This window comes from Pseudomonas sp. GW821-FHT03C07, from assembly GCF_059420925.1.
Genome location: NZ_JBWKUQ010000001.1, coordinates 105161 through 124261 on the forward strand (window position 1 = coordinate 105161; position 19101 = coordinate 124261).

The window sequence follows — 19101 nt, forward strand, 5'->3', positions numbered from 1 at the left end:
CACAGGATCTGCGTCGAACACAGATTTTGTGTGGGAGCGGAGCTTGCCCGCGAAGGCGTCAATAAGACCACCATCAAACCCAAGCCAAATACCGATCAGCGTTTGGCATTCAGATCGGTATGACCATCCCAACCGCCGCCCATCGCCGCGATCAACTGGACGCTGGCGATCAACCGGCTCTGCAGCAAGGTCAGCACGCTACGTTCGTTGGTCAGCGCCGTGGTCTGCACCGTGACCACATCCAGGTAAGTGATCAGGCCGGCCTTGTACTGGTTATCAGTCAAGCGCAGGGATTCCCGGGCTGCGTCCAGCGCCTGGGCCCGCACCGCCGCTTCGTCTTCCATCACCTTGAGCTGGACCATGTAGTTCTCCACTTCGCGCAAACCATCGAGCACGGTCTGGCGATACTTGGCCACGGTCTGGTCGTACACCGCCTCAGTGCGGTCCACTTCCGCCGACCGCTGGCCACCGTCGAACAAGGTGGTGGCCAGTTTGGGTCCCACCGACCAGAAACGGTTTGGCTGGCTGATCCAGTTTTGAAAGGTACTGCTGCTGTAGCCGCCGGACAGACTCAAGGTAAAGTCTGGATAATAAGCGGCCTTCGCCACGCCGATATTGGCATTGGCCGCGATCACCGAACGCTCCGCCGAGGCGATGTCCGGGCGTCGCTCCAACAGTTGCGACGGTATGCCCAACGGAATCGACGGCAAGACCGGAACACGGGTGGTGGCGGCCAGCTGGAATTGTGCCGGAGGTTGTCCGATCAACACGGCAATGGCGTTTTCAAACTGGGCCCGTTGCCAGATCAGGTCGATCAGGTCGCCCTGGGTACTCTTGAGCTGGGTCTGCGCCTGGGCGATCGCCGATTTGCCGGAAACGCCAAAGCGGTACTGGCTTTCGGTGTTCTTCAACGAACGCTCATAGGCCTGCACCGTGGCTTCAAGCAGGCGTTTCTGTTCGTCGATCACCCGCAGTTGCAGGTAGTTCTGCACCAGGCTCGACTGTTGGCTCAGGCGCATGGCCGCGAGGTCGGCAAAGCTCGCCTGGGCACTGGCGTCATTGGCTTCCAGGCCGCGGCGCAGCTTGCCCCAGATATCCGCCTCCCAACTCACCCCGAGTTGGGCGTTATAGGTGTCGAGAATGCCGCTGGATGAACGGCTCAGGCTTGAGCTACTGCTGCCGGTACCCTGGCTGGAACGGGTTTTTCCGGCACTCAAGTCGACACTTGGAAAGAACGCCCCACGGGAGCTCTTGACCAACGCCAGGGCCTGGCGGTACTGGGCTTCGGACTGCGCCACGGTCTGGTTGGCACTATTGAGTTTTTCCACCAGCCCATTGAGCGTCGGGTCGCCATACAGTTCCCACCAGGCGCCGCGGGCCAGCGAGTCACTCGGCTGGGCCTGACGCCAGCCGGCGGCTTCCTTGTATTGCGCCGGCGAAGCGGCGTCCGGGCGCTTGTAGTCCGGGCCCACGGCGCAGGCACTGAGCATCAGCCCGCACAAGGTCAGGCTCAGCAGGCGTGAACCACGGACGGTCTCCAGATGTTGGGCGGCCAGAGGCACTTTGCATTGCGATTGATCAGTCATAGCTGAGTTTCCAGAGCACCATCAGTGCGTACGCCACGCCACGTGTTGAAACGGTGGCGCAAACGGTCGAGATAAAGGTAAACCACCGGGGTGGTGTAAAGCGTCAGGACCTGGCTGAAAATCAACCCGCCGATAATGGTCAAGCCCAGGGGTTGGCGCATTTCCGCGCCTTCGGCACTGCTCAGCAGCAAGGGCAAGGCGCCGAGGATCGCCGCCAGGGTGGTCATCAGGATCGGCCGCAGGCGCAACAGGCAGGCCTGACGAATCGATTCCAGTGGATCGAGGCCCGAATGGCGCTCCAGTTGCAGCGCCAGGTCGATCATCAGGATCGCGTTCTTTTTCACCACGCCAATCAGCAGGAACAGGCCCAGCAGCGAGATCAGGCTGAACTCGCCGCCCAGCAGGTAGATGCTGAGCAACGCGCCGACCCCGGCCGATGGCAGCGTCGAGAGGATGGTCAACGGGTGGATATAGCTCTCGTAGAGGATACCCAATACCAGATACACCGCCACCAGCGCGCCAAGGATCATGAACGGCTGGCTTTTCTGGGTCGCGGCAAAGGCGTCGCTGGTGCCAGCCATCTTGGCGATCACCGCCTCGGGCAAGCCAAGCTTGGCAATGGCCCGCTCGATGGCGGCGGTGCCCTGCTCCACCGTCACCCCGGGAGCCATGTCGAACGACAGGCTTTCGGAAGCGAACTGGCCCTCGTGATCGACCCGGTCGTCTTGCAGGCTGTTTTCATAATGGGCGATGGCCGACAGCGGAATACGCTGGCCGCTTGAGCCGATGACCTTGACCTGATTGAGGGTTTCCGGCGACTGGGCGTATTTCGGGTTGATCTCCATCACTACCTGATACTGGTTCAGGGTGTCGTAGATGGTGGAGATCTGCCGCTGGCTGTAGGCGTTGTTGAGCACCGTCGTGACCGTGTTCATGTCCACGCCCAGGCGTTTGGCGGTATCGCGGTCGACCACCAGTGTGGTCTGCGGAGCCCCGCGGCTTTCCCGTGCATCGACGGCGGTCAGTTCCGGCAGGGCCTTGAGTGCCGCGACCACTTTCGGGTACCACTCGCGCAACGCACCGAGATCGTCGCTTTGCAGGATGTAGGAGTACTGCGCGGTTTGTTGCTCGCGACCGCCACCAAACTGCAGGTCCTGATCGGCCATCAGCATCAGTCGGGCGCCGGGCACCTTGGGCATTTCGTCGCGCAGGCGCTCGATGACCTTCTGCGCCGAGACATTACGCTCCTTGATCGGCTTCAGGCGCACCAGCATGAAGGCATTGTTGGTACCGTTGTTGCCGCCGATAAACCCGGCCACGCTTTGCACCGCCGGGTCAGCCAGCACCGCCTTGCGGAAGATTTCCATCTTTGGCTGCATATTGCCGAACGACATGCCATCGTCGCCGCGGACGAAACCGATCAGTTGCCCGGTGTCCTGCTGTGGCAGAAAGGTTTTCGGCACCACCACGTACAGGGCAATGTTCACCCCGATGGTGACGAACAGGCTGAGCAAGGTCAGGCGCTTGTGCCGCAGGACCCAGTCGAGGCTGACGGCATAGGCCGCGATCATCCGTTCGTTGGCCTTTTCGCTCCAGCGTTGCAGGCGGCTCGGCTCACCCGGTCGGTGCGGCTTGAGCCAGCGCGCGCAGAGCATCGGTGTCAGGGTCAGGGACACCACCAGCGAAACCAGGATGGAGGCCGCCAGGGTGATGGAAAACTCGCGAAACAGGCTGCCGATGATCCCGCCGATGAACAGGATGGAAAGGAACACCACCACCAGCGACAGGTTCATCGAGAGCAAGGTGAAGCCGACTTCCTTGGCCCCCAGGTACGCGGCCTTCATCGGTGGGATGCCGTCGTCGATATGCCGGGAAATGTTCTCCAGCACCACAATGGCATCGTCCACCACCAGCCCGGTGGCCAGAATCAAGGCCATCAGCGACAGATTGTTCAGGGAGAAACCATAGAGGTACATGACGGCAAAGGTGCCGACCAGCGACACCGGCACCGCCAGGGTCGGGATCAGCGACGCGCGGAAGTTGCCGAGGAACAGGTACACCACCAGCACCACCAGGGCCACGGCGATCAGCAGGGTCATCTCGGCCTCGTGGAGCGTGGCCTTGATCACCGGCGAACGGTCCATGGCCAGGTTCAGCTTGACGCTGGCCGGCAACACCGCCTGCAAGGCCGGCAACTGGGCCTTGATCTCGTTCACCGTCTCGATGATGTTGGCACCGGCCTGGCGGTTGATCACCAGCAGGACCGCCTCGTCATTGTTGAAGAAGCCGGCGTTGTAACGGTCCTCGACGCTGTCGCTGATCTTGGCCACATCCCCCAGGCGCAAGGCCGAGCCATTCTGGTAATGGATGATCAGCGGTTCGTAGTCCTTGGCTTTTTCCAACTGGTCGTTGGCCTGCACCTGCCAGTTGCGCTCGGCATCCTCCAACGAGCCCTTGGGCCGGCGCACGTTGGCGTTGGCAATGCTGGTGCGCACCTCGTCCAGGGCCACACCGTACTGGTTGAGCGACTGTGGTTCGAGTTCGATACGCACGGCTGGCAGCGAACTGCCACCGATCTGCACCTCGCCCACGCCCGGGACCTGGGACAGGCTCTGGGACAGGATGGTCGAGGCCAGGTCATAGAGCTGGCCCTTCTGCAACACCTCGGAGGTCAGCGACAGCACCATGATCGGCGCCTGCGACGGGTTGACCTTCTTGTAGGTGGGCATGCTGCGCATGCCGCTGGGCAGCAGGTTGCGCGAGGCATTGATCGCCGCCTGGACTTCCCGCGCCGCGCCGTTGATATCGCGGTTGAGGTCGAACTGCAGAATCACCCGGGTCGAACCCTGGCTGGAGCGGCTGCTCATGGTGTTGATGCCGGGAATCACCCCGAAGGAGCGCTCCAGCGGCGTGGCGACGGTGGAGGCCATGACTTCCGGACTCGCGCCGGGCAGGCTGGCCTGGACCACGATCACCGGGAAGTCTATCTGCGGCAGCGGCGAAACCGGCAGCAGGCCGAAACTCACGCCCCCCAGCAGGACAATCGCCAGGCTCAGCAGTATGGTCGCTACCGGTCGGCGGATAAAAGGTCCCGAGAGGTTCATGTCTCCACCTGCTCAAGCAGGCTCGAATGCCGCCCCCAACGCCGCCCCAGGCGGTCGAAGTACAGGTAGATCACTGGCGTCGTGAACAAGGTCAGCACCTGGCTGACCAGCAGCCCGCCGACCATCACCAGACCCAGGGGTTGCCGCAACTCAGCACCGGAGCCGGTGGCGAGCATCAACGGAATGGCGCCGAACAGCGCCGCCAGGGTGGTCATCAGGATCGGCCGGAACCGCAACAGGGCCGCCTGGTAGATCGCCTGCTCCGGGGCCATGCCCTGGTTACGCTCGGCATCGAGGGCGAAGTCGATCATCATGATCGCGTTTTTCTTGACGATACCGATCAGCAGGATGATACCGATAATGGCGATCATGCCCAGGTCGTTGCCGCTCAGGATCAACGCCAGCAAGGCACCGACCGCCGCCGAGGGCAAGGTCGAGAGAATCGTCACCGGGTGGATGTAGCTCTCATAGAGCACCCCCAGCACGATGTACATGGTCACCACCGCCGCCAGGATCAGCAACAAGGTACTCGACAGCGAGGCCTGGAAGGCTTCGGCCGCGCCCTGGAACTGGGTCTGCACGCCAATTGGCAGGCCGATTTCCTGCTTCACCTGGTCGATGGCCTGCACCGCCTGCCCCAACGCCACGCCGGGCGCCAGGTTGAACGACATCATCACCGCCGGGAACTGGCCGATGTGGGAGATGGCCAACTGCGCCTGACGCTCCTCGACACGGGCCAGGCTGGACAGGCGCACCTGCCCGCCGCTGGTGGTCTTGACGTGGATCTGTTCCAGCGCCTGCGGCCCGATCTTCTCCCCCGCCTGGGCTTGCAGCACCACGCGGTACTGGCTGGCCTGGGTGTAGATGGTGGAAATCTGCCGCTGGCCAAAACCGTCATACAGCGCGTCGGTGATATCCGACACCGCCACGCCGAGGCGCGACGCCGCGTCCCGGTCGATCACCAGGTAGACCTGCAAACCCTTGTCCTGCAGGTCGCTGGCCACATCCGTCAGTTCCGGGCGCTGAGCCAGCGCGTCCACCAGCTTGCCGCTCCACTCGGCGAGCAGGTCGGCGTCCGGCGAGGACATGCTGAACTGGTACTGGGTACGGCTGACCCGATCTTCGATGGTCAGGTCCTGCACCGGCTGCATGTACAGGCGGATCCCCGAAAGCTTGTCGACTTGCGGCTGCAGGCGGTTGATCACCTGGGTGGCGGTCAGGTCGCGCTGGTGGCGGGGCTTGAGGTTGATCAGCAGGCGGCCGCTGTTGAGCGTGGCATTGTCACCGTCGACGCCGATATAGGACGACAGGCTTTCCACATCCGGGTCGGCCAGGATGACCTTGGCCAGTGCCTGTTGTCGTTGGCTCATGGAGGCAAAGGACACCGACTGCGGCGCTTCGGAAATCCCCTGGATCACCCCGGTGTCCTGCACCGGGAAGAAACCCTTGGGCACCATCATGTAGAGGAACACGGTCAACGCCAGGGTCGCGACCGCTACCAGCAAGGTCAGCGGCTGGTGGTTGAGTACCCAGCGCAACTTGCGCGCGTAAGCTTCGATCAACCAGTCGATCCAGGCGCCACTGGCCCGATAGAAGCGGCCCTGCTCTTCAGGCTTGGGCTCGCGCTTGAGCAAGCGCGCGCACATCATCGGCGTCAGGGTCAGGGACACTACCAGGGAAATCAGGATGGCCACGGCCAGGGTGATGGCGAACTCGCGGAACAGCCGTCCGACCACATCGGCCATGAACAACAGCGGTATCAGCACGGCGATCAGCGACAGCGTCAGGGAAATCAGGGTGAAACCGATCTGCTTGGCGCCCTTGAGCGCCGCCTGCATCGGACTGTCACCCTCTTCGATGAAACGCGAGATGTTTTCCAGCATGACGATGGCATCGTCGACCACAAAGCCGGTGGCGATGGTCAGGGCCATCAGGGTCAGGTTGTTGACCGAAAAGCCTGCCAGGTACATCACGCCGAAGGTGCCGATCAGCGACAACGGCACGGCGACCGAAGGAATAAGGGTGGCGCTGGCCCGGCGCAGGAACAGGAACGTCACCATCACCACCAGGGCGATGGCGATCAACAGCTCGTGTTGTACGTCTGTGACCGAGGCACGGATGGTCTGGGTGCGGTCGGTCAGCACCTTGACCTCGATACCCGCCGGCAGATTGTCGCTGATGGAGGGCAGCAGCGCCTTGATCCGGTCCACCACCTCGATGACGTTGGCCCCGGGTTGGCGCTGGATATTCAGCAGCACGGCCTGGTGCTCGTTGGCCCAGGCGGCCAGACGCTCGTTCTCGGCGCCGTCGACGATCTGCGCGACATCCTTGAGCCGCAGCGGCGCACCGTTCTTGTAGGCCAGGATCAGTTCGGCGTATTCCTTGGGCGAACGCAACTGGTCGTTGGCATCAAGCATCGACACCCGGGTCGGGCCGTCGAAGTTGCCCTTGGGCTGGTTGACGTTCGAGGCGCCGATCAGCGTACGCACATCCGCCAGATTCAGGCTGTTGGCCGCCAGGGCTTCGGGGTTGACCTTGATCCGCACCGCCTGGCGCTGACCGCCGGCAATGCTGACCATGCCGACGCCGCTGATCTGGGCGATTTTCTGCGCCATGCGGGTGTCGACCAGATCGTTGAGCTTGGGCAACAGCATGGTTTTCGAGGTGATCGCCAGGGTCAGCACCGGGGTGTCCGCCGGGTTGACCTTGTTGTACACCGGTGGCGCCGGCAGGTCCTTGGGCAACAGGTTGGTAGCGGCATTGATCGCCGCCTGGACCTGCTGCTCGGCGACATCCATGTTGATGTCAAGGTTGAAGCGCAGGGTCAGGATCGAGGCTCCGCCGGAACTGGTGGAGGCCATCTGGGTCAGGCCGGGCATCTGCCCGAACTGGCGTTCCAAGGGCGCGGTGACCGCACTGGTCATTACATCGGGGCTGGCGCCCGGGTAGAGGGTCATCACCCGAATGGTCGGATAGTCGACCTGGGGCAATGCCGATACCGGCAACAGCCGGTAGGCGATGATGCCGACCAGGACAATGGCCAGCATGCTCAGGGTGGTCGCTACCGGACGGAGAATGAACAGCCGCGAGAGATTCATGCGCCGACCTTTTTCGCCTTGCCGACGTCAGCCGGTGCCTTGGCCGCCGAGTCGTCCTTCAACTGCCCGGCGGGCGCCTTGGGCACGTCCTGGACGTCATTGACCACTTCCACCTCGCCGCCATCCTTCAGTCGGTCGGTGCCTTCCAGGACCACACGGTCGCCGACGGCCAGGCCGTCCTTGATCACCGTGACATTGCCGTCGCTGGCGCCGACTTTCAACGGGCGGATCTTGACCTTCTTGTCGCCGTCCATGACATAGGCGAAGGTGCCATCGTTGCCGAACTGGATCGCCGCGCTCGGTGCCAGCACCACGTTTTTCAGGGTGTCGGCGAGCAGGTGCACATTGACGAACTGGTTGGGGAACAGACTCTGTTCGCGGTTATCGTAAAGCGCCTTGAACTTGAGGGTACCGGTGGTGATGTCGATCTGGTTGTCGATGCTCTGCAGCACACCGCTGGCCTGTTGTTTCAGGTCGCCACGGTCCCAGGCTTCGGCGGGTAATTTCGCCCCACCGTGATAACGCGTGAGCACGGTGTCGAGGTTGTTCTCCGGCAAGGTGAACGCGACGCTGATCGGCTGGGTCTGAGTGATGATCACCAGTATCTGGCTGTCGTTCGCCGCCAGCAGGTTACCGACGTCCAGTTGACGCAGGCCCAGGCGCCCGGAAATCGGTGCGCGGATCTTGGTGAAGTCCAGGTTCAGCTTGGCGGTGTCGACCGCACCCTGGTTGGCCTTGACCGTGCCCTGGTACTGCATCGCCAGCGCCTCGGCGGTGTCCAGGGTCTGCTTGGCGATACTGTCTTCGGCGAACAGCCCGCGGTAGCGCTGCACATCGACCTGGGCGTTCTTCAATTGCGCCTGGCTTTGCAGGAGCGTGCCCTGGGCCTGGAGCAAGGCGCTTTCGTAGTTGCGCGGATCAATCTCAGCCAGCACATCACCGGCCTTGACCATCTGGCCTTCCTGGAAGTGGATCTTGACCAGTTGCCCGGCCACTTGTGTACGCACATTGACCGTGTTGAGCGCGGTCACTGTCCCCAGGGCCTTGTAGTACACCGGGAAGTCCCCCACCGTCGCCGGCGCCACCCGTACCGGCACCGGGCCAGCAGAGGCGCCGAAGCCCGGACGCGCCATGCCCGATTTGCCCGTATGCGCGACGGACTTGGCTTGCGCACCCTTGTGCTGCACGCCTGACGGCCAGAAATGCCAGCACAGTGCGCCGATAATCAACAGGACCAACAGGCCGAACAGCCAGCGACGAGATGTGTGGGAAACAGACGATTGCATGGAGTGATCAACCATTGTGCGCGAGAACTTCTTTTTGGGGAGGCTGCAAGATTAAGCACTGAATTGTTTCAGGCAAAGCGCCTTTACCGGCAATTTACCTTGGGATGACTTTCCTCAGTGTTCAGGTAAAACACTGAAGCACAAATAAAAACGGCCTGGACAGGGTCAGGCCGTGAATAATTGTAAACCCCTTGTATCAGAGCCGTTTATTTCAGAACCGCGAGTGCCGCCTCGTAGTCGGGTTCCTGGCCGATATCGGCCACCAGCTCGCTGTACAGCACCTGGTCATGGGCATCGAGCACCACCACCGCGCGGGTGGTCAGGCCTGCGAGGGGACCGTCGGCGATATCCACGCCGTAGTCGCGCATGAACTCGCGACCGCGCAGGGTGGACAGATTGACGACATTGTCCAGGCCTTCGGCTCCGCAAAAGCGCGCCTGGGCGAACGGCAGGTCCGCCGAGATGCACAGCACTACGGTGTTTTCCAGCTGGTTGGCGCGCTCATTGAACTGGCGCACGGACTTGGCGCAGGTCGGCGTGTCGACACTGGGGAAGATATTCAGCACCTTGCGCTGGCCACGGAGGCTGCCCAGGGTGATATCGGAAAGATCCTTGGCCACCAGTGAAAATACCGGAGCCTGGGCGCCGGGTTGCGGTAACTGGCCATTGATCTGAACCGTTACGCCCCTGCGAGTGACTTGAGCCATGTGCTTGCCTCCTTGTAAACGCCAAACCCCGTGGGAGCCGGCTTGGCGGAACGCCTCACCGCGGCGATAGCGGCATGCACCGCCAACCGACTCCTTTGCCGTTACTTCAGGACAGCCAGGGCTGCTTCGTAGTTAGGCTCTTCGGCAATTTCCTTGACCAGTTCGCTGTGCAGCACCTTGTCGTTTTCGTCCAGCACGACGACGGCACGCGCGGTCAGGCCAGCCAGTGGGCCGTCAGCGATTTCAACGCCGTAGTCATGAATGAACTCGCGGCCACGCAGGGTGGACAGGTTCAGAACGTTTTCCAGGCCTTCGGCGCCGCAGAAACGCGCTTGGGCAAACGGCAGGTCAGCGGAAATGCACAGCACCACGGTGTTGGCCACTTCGTTGGCCTGGGCGTTGAACTTGCGCACCGAGGTCGCGCAGGTCGGGGTGTCGACGCTTGGGAAAATGTTCAGCACTTTGCGCTTGCCGGCATAACTGCCCAGCGTGACATCAGCCAGACCCGCGCCTACCAGGGAGAACGCAGGAGCCTGGGTACCGGCCTGCGGCAGTTGACCGTTGACCGTAACCGGGTTGCCTTTGAGGGTGACTTGAGCCATGAGCTGAATCCTTCTAAATGGTTGCGCTGAAAAGGCCGGAGTTAAACACGAGAATGCCACCCGACCTATGGGGTAGACAAAGTGTCACAGGATTTGCGACCCGGCAAACCCCTCCCGGGATTTTTTTGTCGTGGGAATCCGAGCGTGTCCATGCCGGACGTTTCAGTGATATTCGCGGGGAATCAAACTCTGCAACTGCAAGGCCAGGAAGTCGGCATCGAACACATTGATGTCCGGGTCCTTGAGGCCATTGGTCTTGCGCCACTGCCAATCGCTGGTACCCGGCACGGCCACCAGCGAAACGCTGCCATGCCGCGCCGCCATGTGCCCCATGACCGCCAGGGAAATCGCGCCGCCGCTGCCCATCACTTCCGGGACGAACTCCATCATTTTCCCGGCGATGTGGATCGTCAGTTTCTGGGTCTTGAAGGTCGAGGCCTCCACCGCCAGGTTGGGACCGAAGGCGACATAGGCTTCGCGCTGCGTCTCCAGCAGGTTCGGGCTCTTTACCGGTTCCAGCCACTGTTCCATGCGGTCGAACAATTCGGCGATGCGCGCCGTCCAGTGCGCCGATTGCTTTTCGAACAGTTGTTTCTTGTGTGTTTCAGTATCGGCGTAGTGCCGAAGCATTTCCCCCAGTTGCTGTACACCATTCATTGGAGCGCTCCTCGGGTGAACCTGAATCGAAGACTTGATCATGGCAGATCGCACTGCGGGGCGTGCGATTAACTCATGACCAAGCGCCGCTGCCGCCAAAGGTTCGGCGCAGGTCCGATGTTCAGGTCGGGCGACGGAACCGCGCCATGTTCAGGGTATTCACCAGAGCACCGTCGCGAATCGCGTAGTCGCGCATCACGCCCTCCTCCTCGAAACCGAACTTGCGATACAGCCCCTGGGCGGCGGCGTTGTCGACATACACCGTCAACTCGAGGCGTTGCAGGTTCATCCAGTTGTCTGCCACGTCCAACACCGCGGCCAGCAGTTTCGAACCGACGCCTTTGCCCTGCCAGGCCGTCGCCACGCCCATGCCGATGGTGCCCGCATGGCTGCGGCGTACCCGTGTGTATTGCTCCAGTGAGCAACTGCCGATTACTACGCCCTGATGCAGCGCTACCAATGAAACCAAGCGTTCGTTGTCCTGGCGCTGGATCAGTCGCTGGCGCCAGACCTCGGCAGACTGAAAGGGCATTTGCAGCACCTGGCGACAGACGGCAGGCTCGTTGTAGAGCGCGGTTATACCGTCGACGTGGGCTTCGCGGAAACGCTCGATGACGATAGCGGGAGTGTTGGCAGGCATCGTTTTTTCATCCATAAAAATAACCAGGCCGGCCAGTGTAGAGTGATTCGCGGCAAGCTGGCAAAGCCTGCTCCGGCAGCCAGACTTTCGCCGTCCCCAAGGCCACCTTCCTCAAGGCTCTGAATGGAAAACGCCATCAAATTCGAGTAACAGGATCATCGGTGCATACAAGATCAGGATAGGCGAGGTTGGGCGAAGGGGACGAACGCTGCCTATCCAAGATGTCGGGAAGGATGGCCTGGACACAGTCGACCAATGCCTCAACTCTCTTGCCTTCCGTTCGTCCCGTAGGTGTCAAGGAGTATTCCACGTGGGGCAGTACAGTCCCATAAGCCTTCCGATGAACCAACCCGTCTGCTTCCAGGCGCTTCAGGGTTTGCGACAACATTTTTTCGCTCACGCCGCTGACCATTCGGCGCAGCTCACTTAAACGCCGAACGTCGCCCATCAGCGCGAAAAGCAGCAATACACCCCTGGGGCGGCGTGATGAGTTTAAGCACCTCACGACAAGGGCAATCAGTTGATGCGAGCCCTCCGCGCGGGACTTGTGCGGAAAAGAACTAAACTGCGATCAGTTTGCTTGGCGTTGCCATCGCGATACTAACCTTTCGGCGCATACTTACGGAAAGTAAGGTGATAATTTACTTTGAGTGCCTTGCTCAACCAAATCAAAAAACTGTCACGATAGTTGTTACGGGAGCCACAGGACAGCTCGGTCGCCTGGTAATTGAGGCGCTTCTACGCACGGAATCCGCATCAAGCATCGTCGCGGTAATTCGCGATCCTGCGAAGGCAGTCGAGCTATCGATTCTCTGCAATGACGGGCTTGGCCGATGACCAACTGATTGACTTAGCTGAGAACGTCAACTATCAGTTTTTTTCACAGGGGGGGCAATGGGCATTCGATTTCTCAAGGTCGTGGTGATCTATCTATTCGTCGGCGCGTTATTTGGTGGCGATATGGGGTGACCGAAATTTTTTGACTCCAGTCCATGCGTATATCGCTTTGCTAAGCGGAGCTGCGCTCGCGCTTGCCGGTTTGATTTGTCACCTTAACCCGAAAGCAGCGCTGACGCTGCTCGCGCGAATTAATTTCTGGTTGCACAACATCGGCTTGCTATTTTTTATGCTCGGTCTAGGCTTGGTGCTCACCGGTCATACAGCTATAGCTCCAATCGTATCCATCTCTGCCGGCATCGTCATTATTAGACTGACAGCATTCACAGCAAACGTTCTGATGAACGTGAAAGCTAGTGCCGATCGAGAGTGATCTGGTGGGGAAGTGGACGAACCTCAGAATTCTACAACCATCCTTACAAATATAAAGGGGTAACAAAAATGTCGAAAAAAGTAGATGTCGTTAAGGTTAAGAGTCCATCAGGCTGGGCACCAAACCAGCATCATGCGGTGGAAGAAGAAAGAACAGAAAGTCTCCTGTTTGAATGCCACACCCAAGAGGAGGCTATGAAATGGGCATTGAAATGTGGATTCGCAATCAATGTACATCGTGAGCGCAATAGAAAACCGACGGATCAGCACGGTCAGTTTAGGAAGCCATAAAAACTATTGTCCGGCTTAAGTACAAGCAGGGCTTTCCCCTAAGAGGCCAGTGAGAGCAGCACAATCCTCACTGACCGTCTTGCTCCTCAGCGCGACAGCATAAAGGTTTCGTACTCCAGGTCGTCCAACGCGGTCGACAACCGGGCCAGCCCCAGCAGCACACAGGCCAGCAGCGAAAAGGTGAACCCGTAACCGAAGAAACTCGGCCCCAAGTGCAGGCTGAGCACAGTCAATGCAGCGTTGAGCACGACGAACAACAGGCACAGTTCCAACACGATCGCCCGTTTGTCGAGGTAGAAAAACACGTTGAGAATCGCCATGAACACCACCTGGATGCTCACCCCGATCAGGTCGATGTAGAACAGCGGCAAGTAGTAGCTGGACATGCCCAGCCACTCCAGCAGGCGCGGACCGAACAGGAACAACAGGACCACTGTCAGCCCCTGGACCTTGCAGATTTCCAGCAGGCCCTGGCGAATCGAGAAGGTCATTTCGGCCTTCAACGAAGCGATATGCTGCAAGGTCTCGCCATCACGCACCGCGCAGAACAGGCGGTCGTACCATTCGGCGAAATCGGTCTCGATCCGCACCAGGAACACCGCCATCCCGGGAATGATCGCCAGGTAGGCGAGGAAGATCGGTAAGTCATAGAGAATCGAGGCGCGCATCGGTCCGATCACTTGGCTCGAAGTGTCCGGGTTGAACCAGAAGATCAACTTGTCGATCCAGACCCCCAGGTTGTAGCAAAACCCGGTGAGCAGCAGGCTGACAAATACCTGGCGCCGATCGAGGAAGTCGAAGGCCACCAGCTTCTCGGCGCGGTACTCACGCAGGATGTCGTAGAGAAACAGGAACAGCAGTGTGCTGTGGCCGAGCAACAACGCCAGCAGCAAGCCTTCCATCCCCAGGTGACGCAGGAAGAACGCGCTGCCGACCATCAGCGCATAACCCGCCAGCATCACCAGCAGGATGCGGTTATAGGCCTTCATCCCGGAGAGGAAGATGATTACCAGCCACAGGTTGCAGAGCACCACGAAGTTGGCCAGCGTCAGCAGCCGGTAGACCAGCGGCTGGTCGAACAGCGTGGCCAACAGGATGATGCCCAACAGCCCGGAGCCCAGGGTCACCAGCAGCAGCACGCCGACCAGGTTCGGCAGGATCTGCTCGTACTTGCGCTCGAACAGGCGGTCGGAGACGAAACGGGTGAAAAACAGCTGCAAACCGCCGGTGAGGATCAGCGACGTGGCCATCAGGTAGGTCACCGTGATCAGGAACTCGCGGATCAACACCTCCGGGATCACCAGCCCCAGGCTGATGACCCCCACCAGCATCACGCTGAGAATCGACAGGACCCAGGGGCCGGAACTGATCAGACCCGCGTAGACATACGCGTGCAGTGTCGCGGTGTAAGAGTCGCGCGAGAGAATCTTGCGCAGTTCAAAACCGATGCCGGCCATTTACACAATCCCCATGGCTGCGTGATAAAGCGTGCGATAACGGTCGATCATCAAGGTCTCGCTGTAGTAACGGTGAACCCGCAGCAAGCCGGCGGCCTGGGCCGACTTCCAACGCTCGGGGCTGCGCAGCAGGTCAGTGATCGCCTGGGACGTGGCCTGCGGATCGGCGATCGCCACCACCTTCCCGGCCAGGCCGAGATCACGGTCGGCCGCTGTGCCGCCCTCGATCAGTTCGCGGCAGGAGCCGACGTCACTGCTCACCACCGGCGTGCCGGCGGCCCAGGCTTCGAGAATCACCAGCGGCTGCGCCTCGCTGATCGAGGTCAGAACCATCAGGCCCAGTTGCGGCAGGATCTCCTGGATTTTCTGGAAGCCGAGGAACAGCACCTGCTTTTCCAGGCCCAGACTGGCCACCAGGCTGCGACACTCGGCCACGTATTCGAGGTCTTCCTCTTCTGGTCCGACGATCCAACCCTCGACTCCCGGCATCACACTGACCACTCCGCGCATGGCGCGCAGGAAGGTCTTCACATCCTTGATCGGCACCACCCGGCCGATCAGCCCGACCACGGGTGCGATCCCTTCGGCACGGGCGTTGAGGGCCTGGGTCCAGAGTTCCAGGTTGATGCCATTGGGGATCACCTGAGTACGCGCTGGCGGCGCGCCGTCCTTGATCTGCCGCTGGCGGTTGCCATCGTACAAGGCAATGATCTGGTCGGCGCTCTCGTACACCAGGTAGCCGATGCGTTCGAAGAACCGTACCCAGAGCATGCGGATGTAACCGGTGCCGGTAGTCATGCTGTCGTTGAGCGCCTGGTTGTTGCTTTCGGCGATCCAACTGGCTTGGGCCAGGTCGATCTTGCGTTCCTTGGTGTAGATTCCATGCTCGCTCAACAGCAACTGGCAACCCCACAATTGCTTGAGGATGCAGCCCACAAGCCCGGCGTAACCAGTGGAAATCGAGTGCAGGACCCGTGCTCGCGGCATCCGTCGGGCCGCATCGGCCAACATCAACAGTGGCGACTGCATGGTGCGCAGGGTCCAAAAATAGTTGACGAAGGACGGATCGGCGCAATGTTGCTCGTAACCTTCGGTCAGCGCCTCCCAGCTGGGGCGGCTATAGAGCACGTCGTCCAGGGTAATCCGCCCCTGGGCGAGGGCGTTGAGCACGCCAAAGCCCAGCTCGGCGGCCGGTTTCTCGGGGTTGTGCAGATAGCGGTAGAGATTGCTCAGCTCTTCGAGGGACGCGCTGTGCGCGACCCGCTTGCGCTTCGGATTGCGCCAGGCTTCCTCCAGGTACACCTCTTCGATATGCACCACGTTCGCCGGAATCTCATAGCGCCGCTGACCATAGGCTTCACGCTGGCCACCGATGAACAGCACCGAAAAGGTCAGTTGCGGCAGTCCGAGGATCAGTTGGTGAATCCAGCCGGACACACCGCCGCGCACATAGGGCCAGGTACCTTCGAGCAACAGGCAGACATCGGCGATTGGCGTCGGGTTGACGGGCTTTTTCATGTCCAGGTCCTTACCAGCCCGGCAAAGGGCGGACGTTGTTGCAACTCCGGCGGCAGGCTTTTCAACAGCCCGGGAATCTCGCTATAGCGTCCGCTTTCAAAGGCGATTTCAGCACTGAACGGCAGGACCTTGGCCGGGTCCATGCCCGCCTGCTCGGCCTGGCGCATATGCAGCCGCGCCTTGCCGATATCGCCGCGTTCAAGGGCAATGCGCCCGGTCAGCAGCAGCAACTCACCGCCCTCGCCCGCTTTCAGCGCCAGCTCGGCATGCTCGCCGGCTTGGCCGAGGACGTGCTGCTGGACACTGCCCTGGGCCAGGCCCAGGTAGGCCAGTTCCCAGTACCAGCGGGCCAGCGTGGCGTGCAAGGCCGCAGCCTTCTGTATGGGCGCGCCAGGCAACTGCGCGAGGGAAGACTGGATACGCAGGTTGATGTCGCTTTCCTGCTTGTCGAGCATCGAATACGCCAGCAGACGGACATCGTCGCTCGGATCGCCCAGGGCCAGCTTGAGAATCGGCACCGCTTCCTTGCCCGGCATCCGTCGAGTGGCGAGTAGTGCCGCCAGACGCTGGTCCGGGTCCGACGCATGGCGCAACACATCCTGCAGGCCACTGTCGCCGAAGGTCGGCGAATGCAGCTGGGTCTGCGCCCGAAACGGCAGCTCGGGAATACCCACCGCCTGCCACATCTGCGTCTCGCGCTGGCGTGGCAGGTACAGCGCCGGAAAGATCGCCGCGATCACCCCCACGGCACCGATCAGCGGCACAAAAAACGCCAGGCTGAAGATAAACAACGGGCTCCATGGCAGCGGCGCGCGGTAACGCGCCGGCAGCAATAGCCACACCGCCGCGGTCAACAGGCCGCAGGCGATGCCATGGGTCATGGTGTACAGGAGCGCGATCTGCGGGTCGGGCAGGCGTGTCGTGAGACTGGCCCAGCTCCCGGCTTCGAAAAACAGCGCCCCGCTAAACAGCCACTTGCTGAACATTCAGGCCACACTCGTTATGCAGGAAGTTACGCAGCCCGTCCCGTTGCCGGGCCGACTCCAGATCGTAAGGCAAGACATTGACCCCAAGGCCGGACAACTCCACGCTCATGCCGAAGTGTTCGTGGATCAGCTTGCCCAGGCGCATCAGATAACCTTGGGCGCCTTCGGCGCTGGTCAGCGGCAACAGCACCAGCAACAACGCATGCCCGCGGTTGTTGGTCAGGGTCAGGTGCAGGTCCAGTCCACGCTGGCTGCGTTCGAACAGCCGGGCCAGCTCATCGTTGCTCCGGCTCAGCTCGAAGGCATAGAGATTGCCGGACAAACCGTGCCGCTCGACATCCACCAACGAACGCTTGAGCTGACGGGTGAAGTGCTGGGCGTCGGCGTCCGCCAGTTGCAGCACCTGCGGATCGTGTTCCAGCAGATCGGCAATATGCCCGGCGAGCAAGGCCAGCAGACTGAGGGTCCGTTCCTGGAAGGCAAAGAACGGCATCTGCCGGACCGCGAGGATCGCCAGCATCCGGCCCTCGGTATCCACCAGCGGTATACACGCCTGCAGCGACGACACTGAGGCTTGGCCGCCGGCGTCGATCAGCTCTTCGCGCACGCTCACCAGCTCTCCGCGCTCCAGGCACAACCTGACCAGCAGGTCCTGGTTGTCCAATGGCCCCATGACCCCGGTGGCGGCCAACAGGGTCAAGCTCGGTGCGGCGTTGCGCGGCAGTTCCAGACGGTACAGCCCGGCCACCCGCAACGAACCGTACTGGCCGAGCAAGGTCAGCACCGGTTCGGCCAGCAACGACAGCGAATCTTCGCCATTGGGCGCGGCGCGCAGGCGCTCACGCAAGCCCAGCAACGAGCTGCGCAGGCTCTGGTCGCTGCCCGCCAGGCGCTGTTCCAGGCGATCGTGGGAGACTCGCAGTATCTGGTGCGCCCGGGTGAAATCGTCGAGCCGGTACTGGCGATACTCGTTGGCCATCTGCAAGCGCAACAGGCGCCGCTCCCACAAATCTCGCACCTCGCCCACCAGCATCCCGCAGACCAGCACGCCGACAATGTAGGACGGCGCGATCTGCGCGTAGCCTTGCAGTCCCGACTGGCGCAGAACGAAGAACGTCGCCACTAACAGGCTGGCACTGATCAGGCCACGGACAAAGCCATAGCGGACCCCCAGCAACAGCGGCGCCAATAGCGACCAGGGAAACCCGCCATGTACCTGCAACGGGTCTTCGGGCGTCAGCCAGAGACCGAAGCCGATGACCAGCGCGGTCACCAGGAAGGATTCCAGCCATGACGCCGGACCGCTGGCGCGCGGTGCCAGCGCGTAGTCCATGTGTGGAGAGTTCATCGCCGTCACTCGATCCGCAGGCCGCCGACAAGCTTGTCGAGGACCTTCTGGGCCGCACCGGCCAGGCTTTCGCGGGACCAGCCGGCGCGAGCACCGCTATTGCTCCAGAGGACCTTGCCGGTGCCGGCTTCGACCACCCGCAGGCTGATGCCCACCGCCGGTTCGCCATCCAGGCCGTTCTTGTACTGCCACTCCTCGACGCTGCCGGACAGCACATAGTCGAGCTTCTGCTCACGGGCCCAGTCCATCGCCCCGGCAAGGCGTTCGTTATCGTCGAGCAGGGCCTGCTCACCCTGCCCTGGCGCGCCGGCATAGACCTGCGGTTGCAGGCCACGGCTGCTCAGCACGCTGAGCAGGATCTGCTCGCCGCGCTCACCGGCTTGTGGCGTCTGGGAATAGTTGGCCAGGGGCAATACCCCCCAACGGGCCTTGCTCGACAGTTCCGGACTGCTTTGGCCGGTAAAGCTGCTGCAGCCGGCCATCAACACGGTGGCCATCGCCAGACTCACGCAACGAATCGATTGCATAAGGTTAACTCCTCTTTGAATTCCA

Annotated in this window: 16 protein-coding genes and 1 pseudogene; 3 read left to right on the forward strand and 14 right to left on the reverse strand. The window is 61.4% G+C overall.

The window, feature by feature from the left end:
- Positions 1-95 precede the first annotated feature (95 nt).
- The 9 genes from AC07VG_RS00445 to AC07VG_RS00485 form a co-directional block, all read right to left on the reverse strand.
- Entirely contained in the window at positions 96-1586 is a 1491-nt protein-coding gene (locus tag AC07VG_RS00445) for an efflux transporter outer membrane subunit (RefSeq protein WP_495020252.1), read from the reverse strand.
- A complete protein-coding gene (locus tag AC07VG_RS00450; RefSeq protein WP_495020253.1) occupies positions 1583-4690 on the reverse strand; it encodes a multidrug efflux RND transporter permease subunit in 3108 nt (1035 codons plus the stop codon). The genes AC07VG_RS00445 and AC07VG_RS00450 overlap by 4 nt, the downstream gene beginning before the upstream one ends.
- A complete protein-coding gene (locus AC07VG_RS00455) occupies positions 4687-7788 on the reverse strand; it encodes an MdtB/MuxB family multidrug efflux RND transporter permease subunit (RefSeq protein WP_495000867.1) in 3102 nt (1033 codons plus the stop codon). The genes AC07VG_RS00450 and AC07VG_RS00455 overlap by 4 nt, the downstream gene beginning before the upstream one ends.
- Positions 7785-9089 (reverse strand): MdtA/MuxA family multidrug efflux RND transporter periplasmic adaptor subunit, encoded by a 1305-nt coding sequence (locus AC07VG_RS00460; protein WP_495000868.1) that lies wholly within the window; start codon positions 9087-9089, stop codon positions 7785-7787. Before AC07VG_RS00460 ends, AC07VG_RS00455 begins: the two co-directional genes overlap by 4 nt.
- A 191-nt stretch (positions 9090-9280) precedes the next feature.
- On the reverse strand, positions 9281-9781 hold the full coding sequence (gene tpx / locus AC07VG_RS00465) for a thiol peroxidase (RefSeq protein WP_495020254.1): 501 nt from the start codon (positions 9779-9781) through the stop codon (positions 9281-9283).
- A gap of 101 nt (positions 9782-9882) precedes the next feature.
- Positions 9883-10383, reverse strand: coding sequence for a thiol peroxidase (gene tpx / locus AC07VG_RS00470; protein ID WP_495000870.1), 501 nt, complete (start codon positions 10381-10383; stop codon positions 9883-9885).
- Positions 10384-10545: 162 nt separating this feature from the next.
- On the reverse strand, positions 10546-11040 hold the full coding sequence (locus tag AC07VG_RS00475) for a hypothetical protein (protein ID WP_495020255.1): 495 nt from the start codon (positions 11038-11040) through the stop codon (positions 10546-10548).
- Between the two features lie 121 nt (positions 11041-11161).
- Positions 11162-11680 carry a GNAT family N-acetyltransferase gene (locus AC07VG_RS00480; protein ID WP_495000872.1) on the reverse strand — a complete coding sequence of 173 codons (519 nt, stop codon included), beginning with the start codon at positions 11678-11680 and terminating at the stop codon, positions 11162-11164.
- Positions 11681-11816: 136 nt separating this feature from the next.
- Entirely contained in the window at positions 11817-12128 is a 312-nt protein-coding gene (locus AC07VG_RS00485; protein WP_495020457.1) for a winged helix-turn-helix transcriptional regulator, read from the reverse strand.
- Positions 12129-12364: 236 nt separating this feature from the next.
- Between AC07VG_RS00485 and AC07VG_RS00490 the strand changes: the two are divergent.
- From AC07VG_RS00490 to AC07VG_RS00500, 3 genes and pseudogenes are all read left to right on the forward strand, one after another.
- Positions 12365-12487: pseudogene (locus AC07VG_RS00490) on the forward strand (SDR family oxidoreductase); the annotation flags it as partial.
- A 172-nt stretch (positions 12488-12659) separates the two neighbouring features.
- On the forward strand, positions 12660-12950 hold the full coding sequence (locus AC07VG_RS00495) for a hypothetical protein (protein WP_495020256.1): 291 nt from the start codon (positions 12660-12662) through the stop codon (positions 12948-12950).
- A gap of 68 nt (positions 12951-13018) precedes the next feature.
- Entirely contained in the window at positions 13019-13240 is a 222-nt protein-coding gene (locus AC07VG_RS00500; protein ID WP_495020257.1) for a hypothetical protein, read from the forward strand.
- Positions 13241-13326: 86 nt separating this feature from the next.
- Here the strand turns inward: AC07VG_RS00500 and pelG are convergent, their stop codons facing one another.
- The 5 genes from pelG to AC07VG_RS00525 are packed head-to-tail and all read right to left on the reverse strand — an operon-like array spanning position 13327 to position 19076.
- Positions 13327-14697: an exopolysaccharide Pel transporter PelG gene (gene pelG / locus AC07VG_RS00505; protein WP_495000873.1), complete on the reverse strand. Its 1371-nt coding sequence runs from the start codon at positions 14695-14697 to the stop codon at positions 13327-13329.
- The gene (pelF, locus tag AC07VG_RS00510; protein WP_495000874.1) at positions 14698-16215 is read right to left on the reverse strand and encodes a GT4 family glycosyltransferase PelF; all 1518 of its coding nucleotides are present in this window, start codon (positions 16213-16215) and stop codon (positions 14698-14700) included. It lies immediately after the preceding gene.
- Entirely contained in the window at positions 16212-17201 is a 990-nt protein-coding gene (locus AC07VG_RS00515) for a HEAT repeat domain-containing protein (RefSeq protein WP_495000875.1), read from the reverse strand. Before AC07VG_RS00515 ends, pelF begins: the two co-directional genes overlap by 4 nt.
- Positions 17179-18549 carry a PelD GGDEF domain-containing protein gene (locus AC07VG_RS00520; protein WP_495000876.1) on the reverse strand — a complete coding sequence of 457 codons (1371 nt, stop codon included), beginning with the start codon at positions 18547-18549 and terminating at the stop codon, positions 17179-17181. The genes AC07VG_RS00515 and AC07VG_RS00520 overlap by 23 nt, the downstream gene beginning before the upstream one ends.
- Positions 18550-18554: 5 nt before the next feature.
- Positions 18555-19076: a penicillin-binding protein activator LpoB gene (locus tag AC07VG_RS00525; RefSeq protein ID WP_495020258.1), complete on the reverse strand. Its 522-nt coding sequence runs from the start codon at positions 19074-19076 to the stop codon at positions 18555-18557.
- Between the last annotated feature and the right edge of the window lie 25 nt (positions 19077-19101).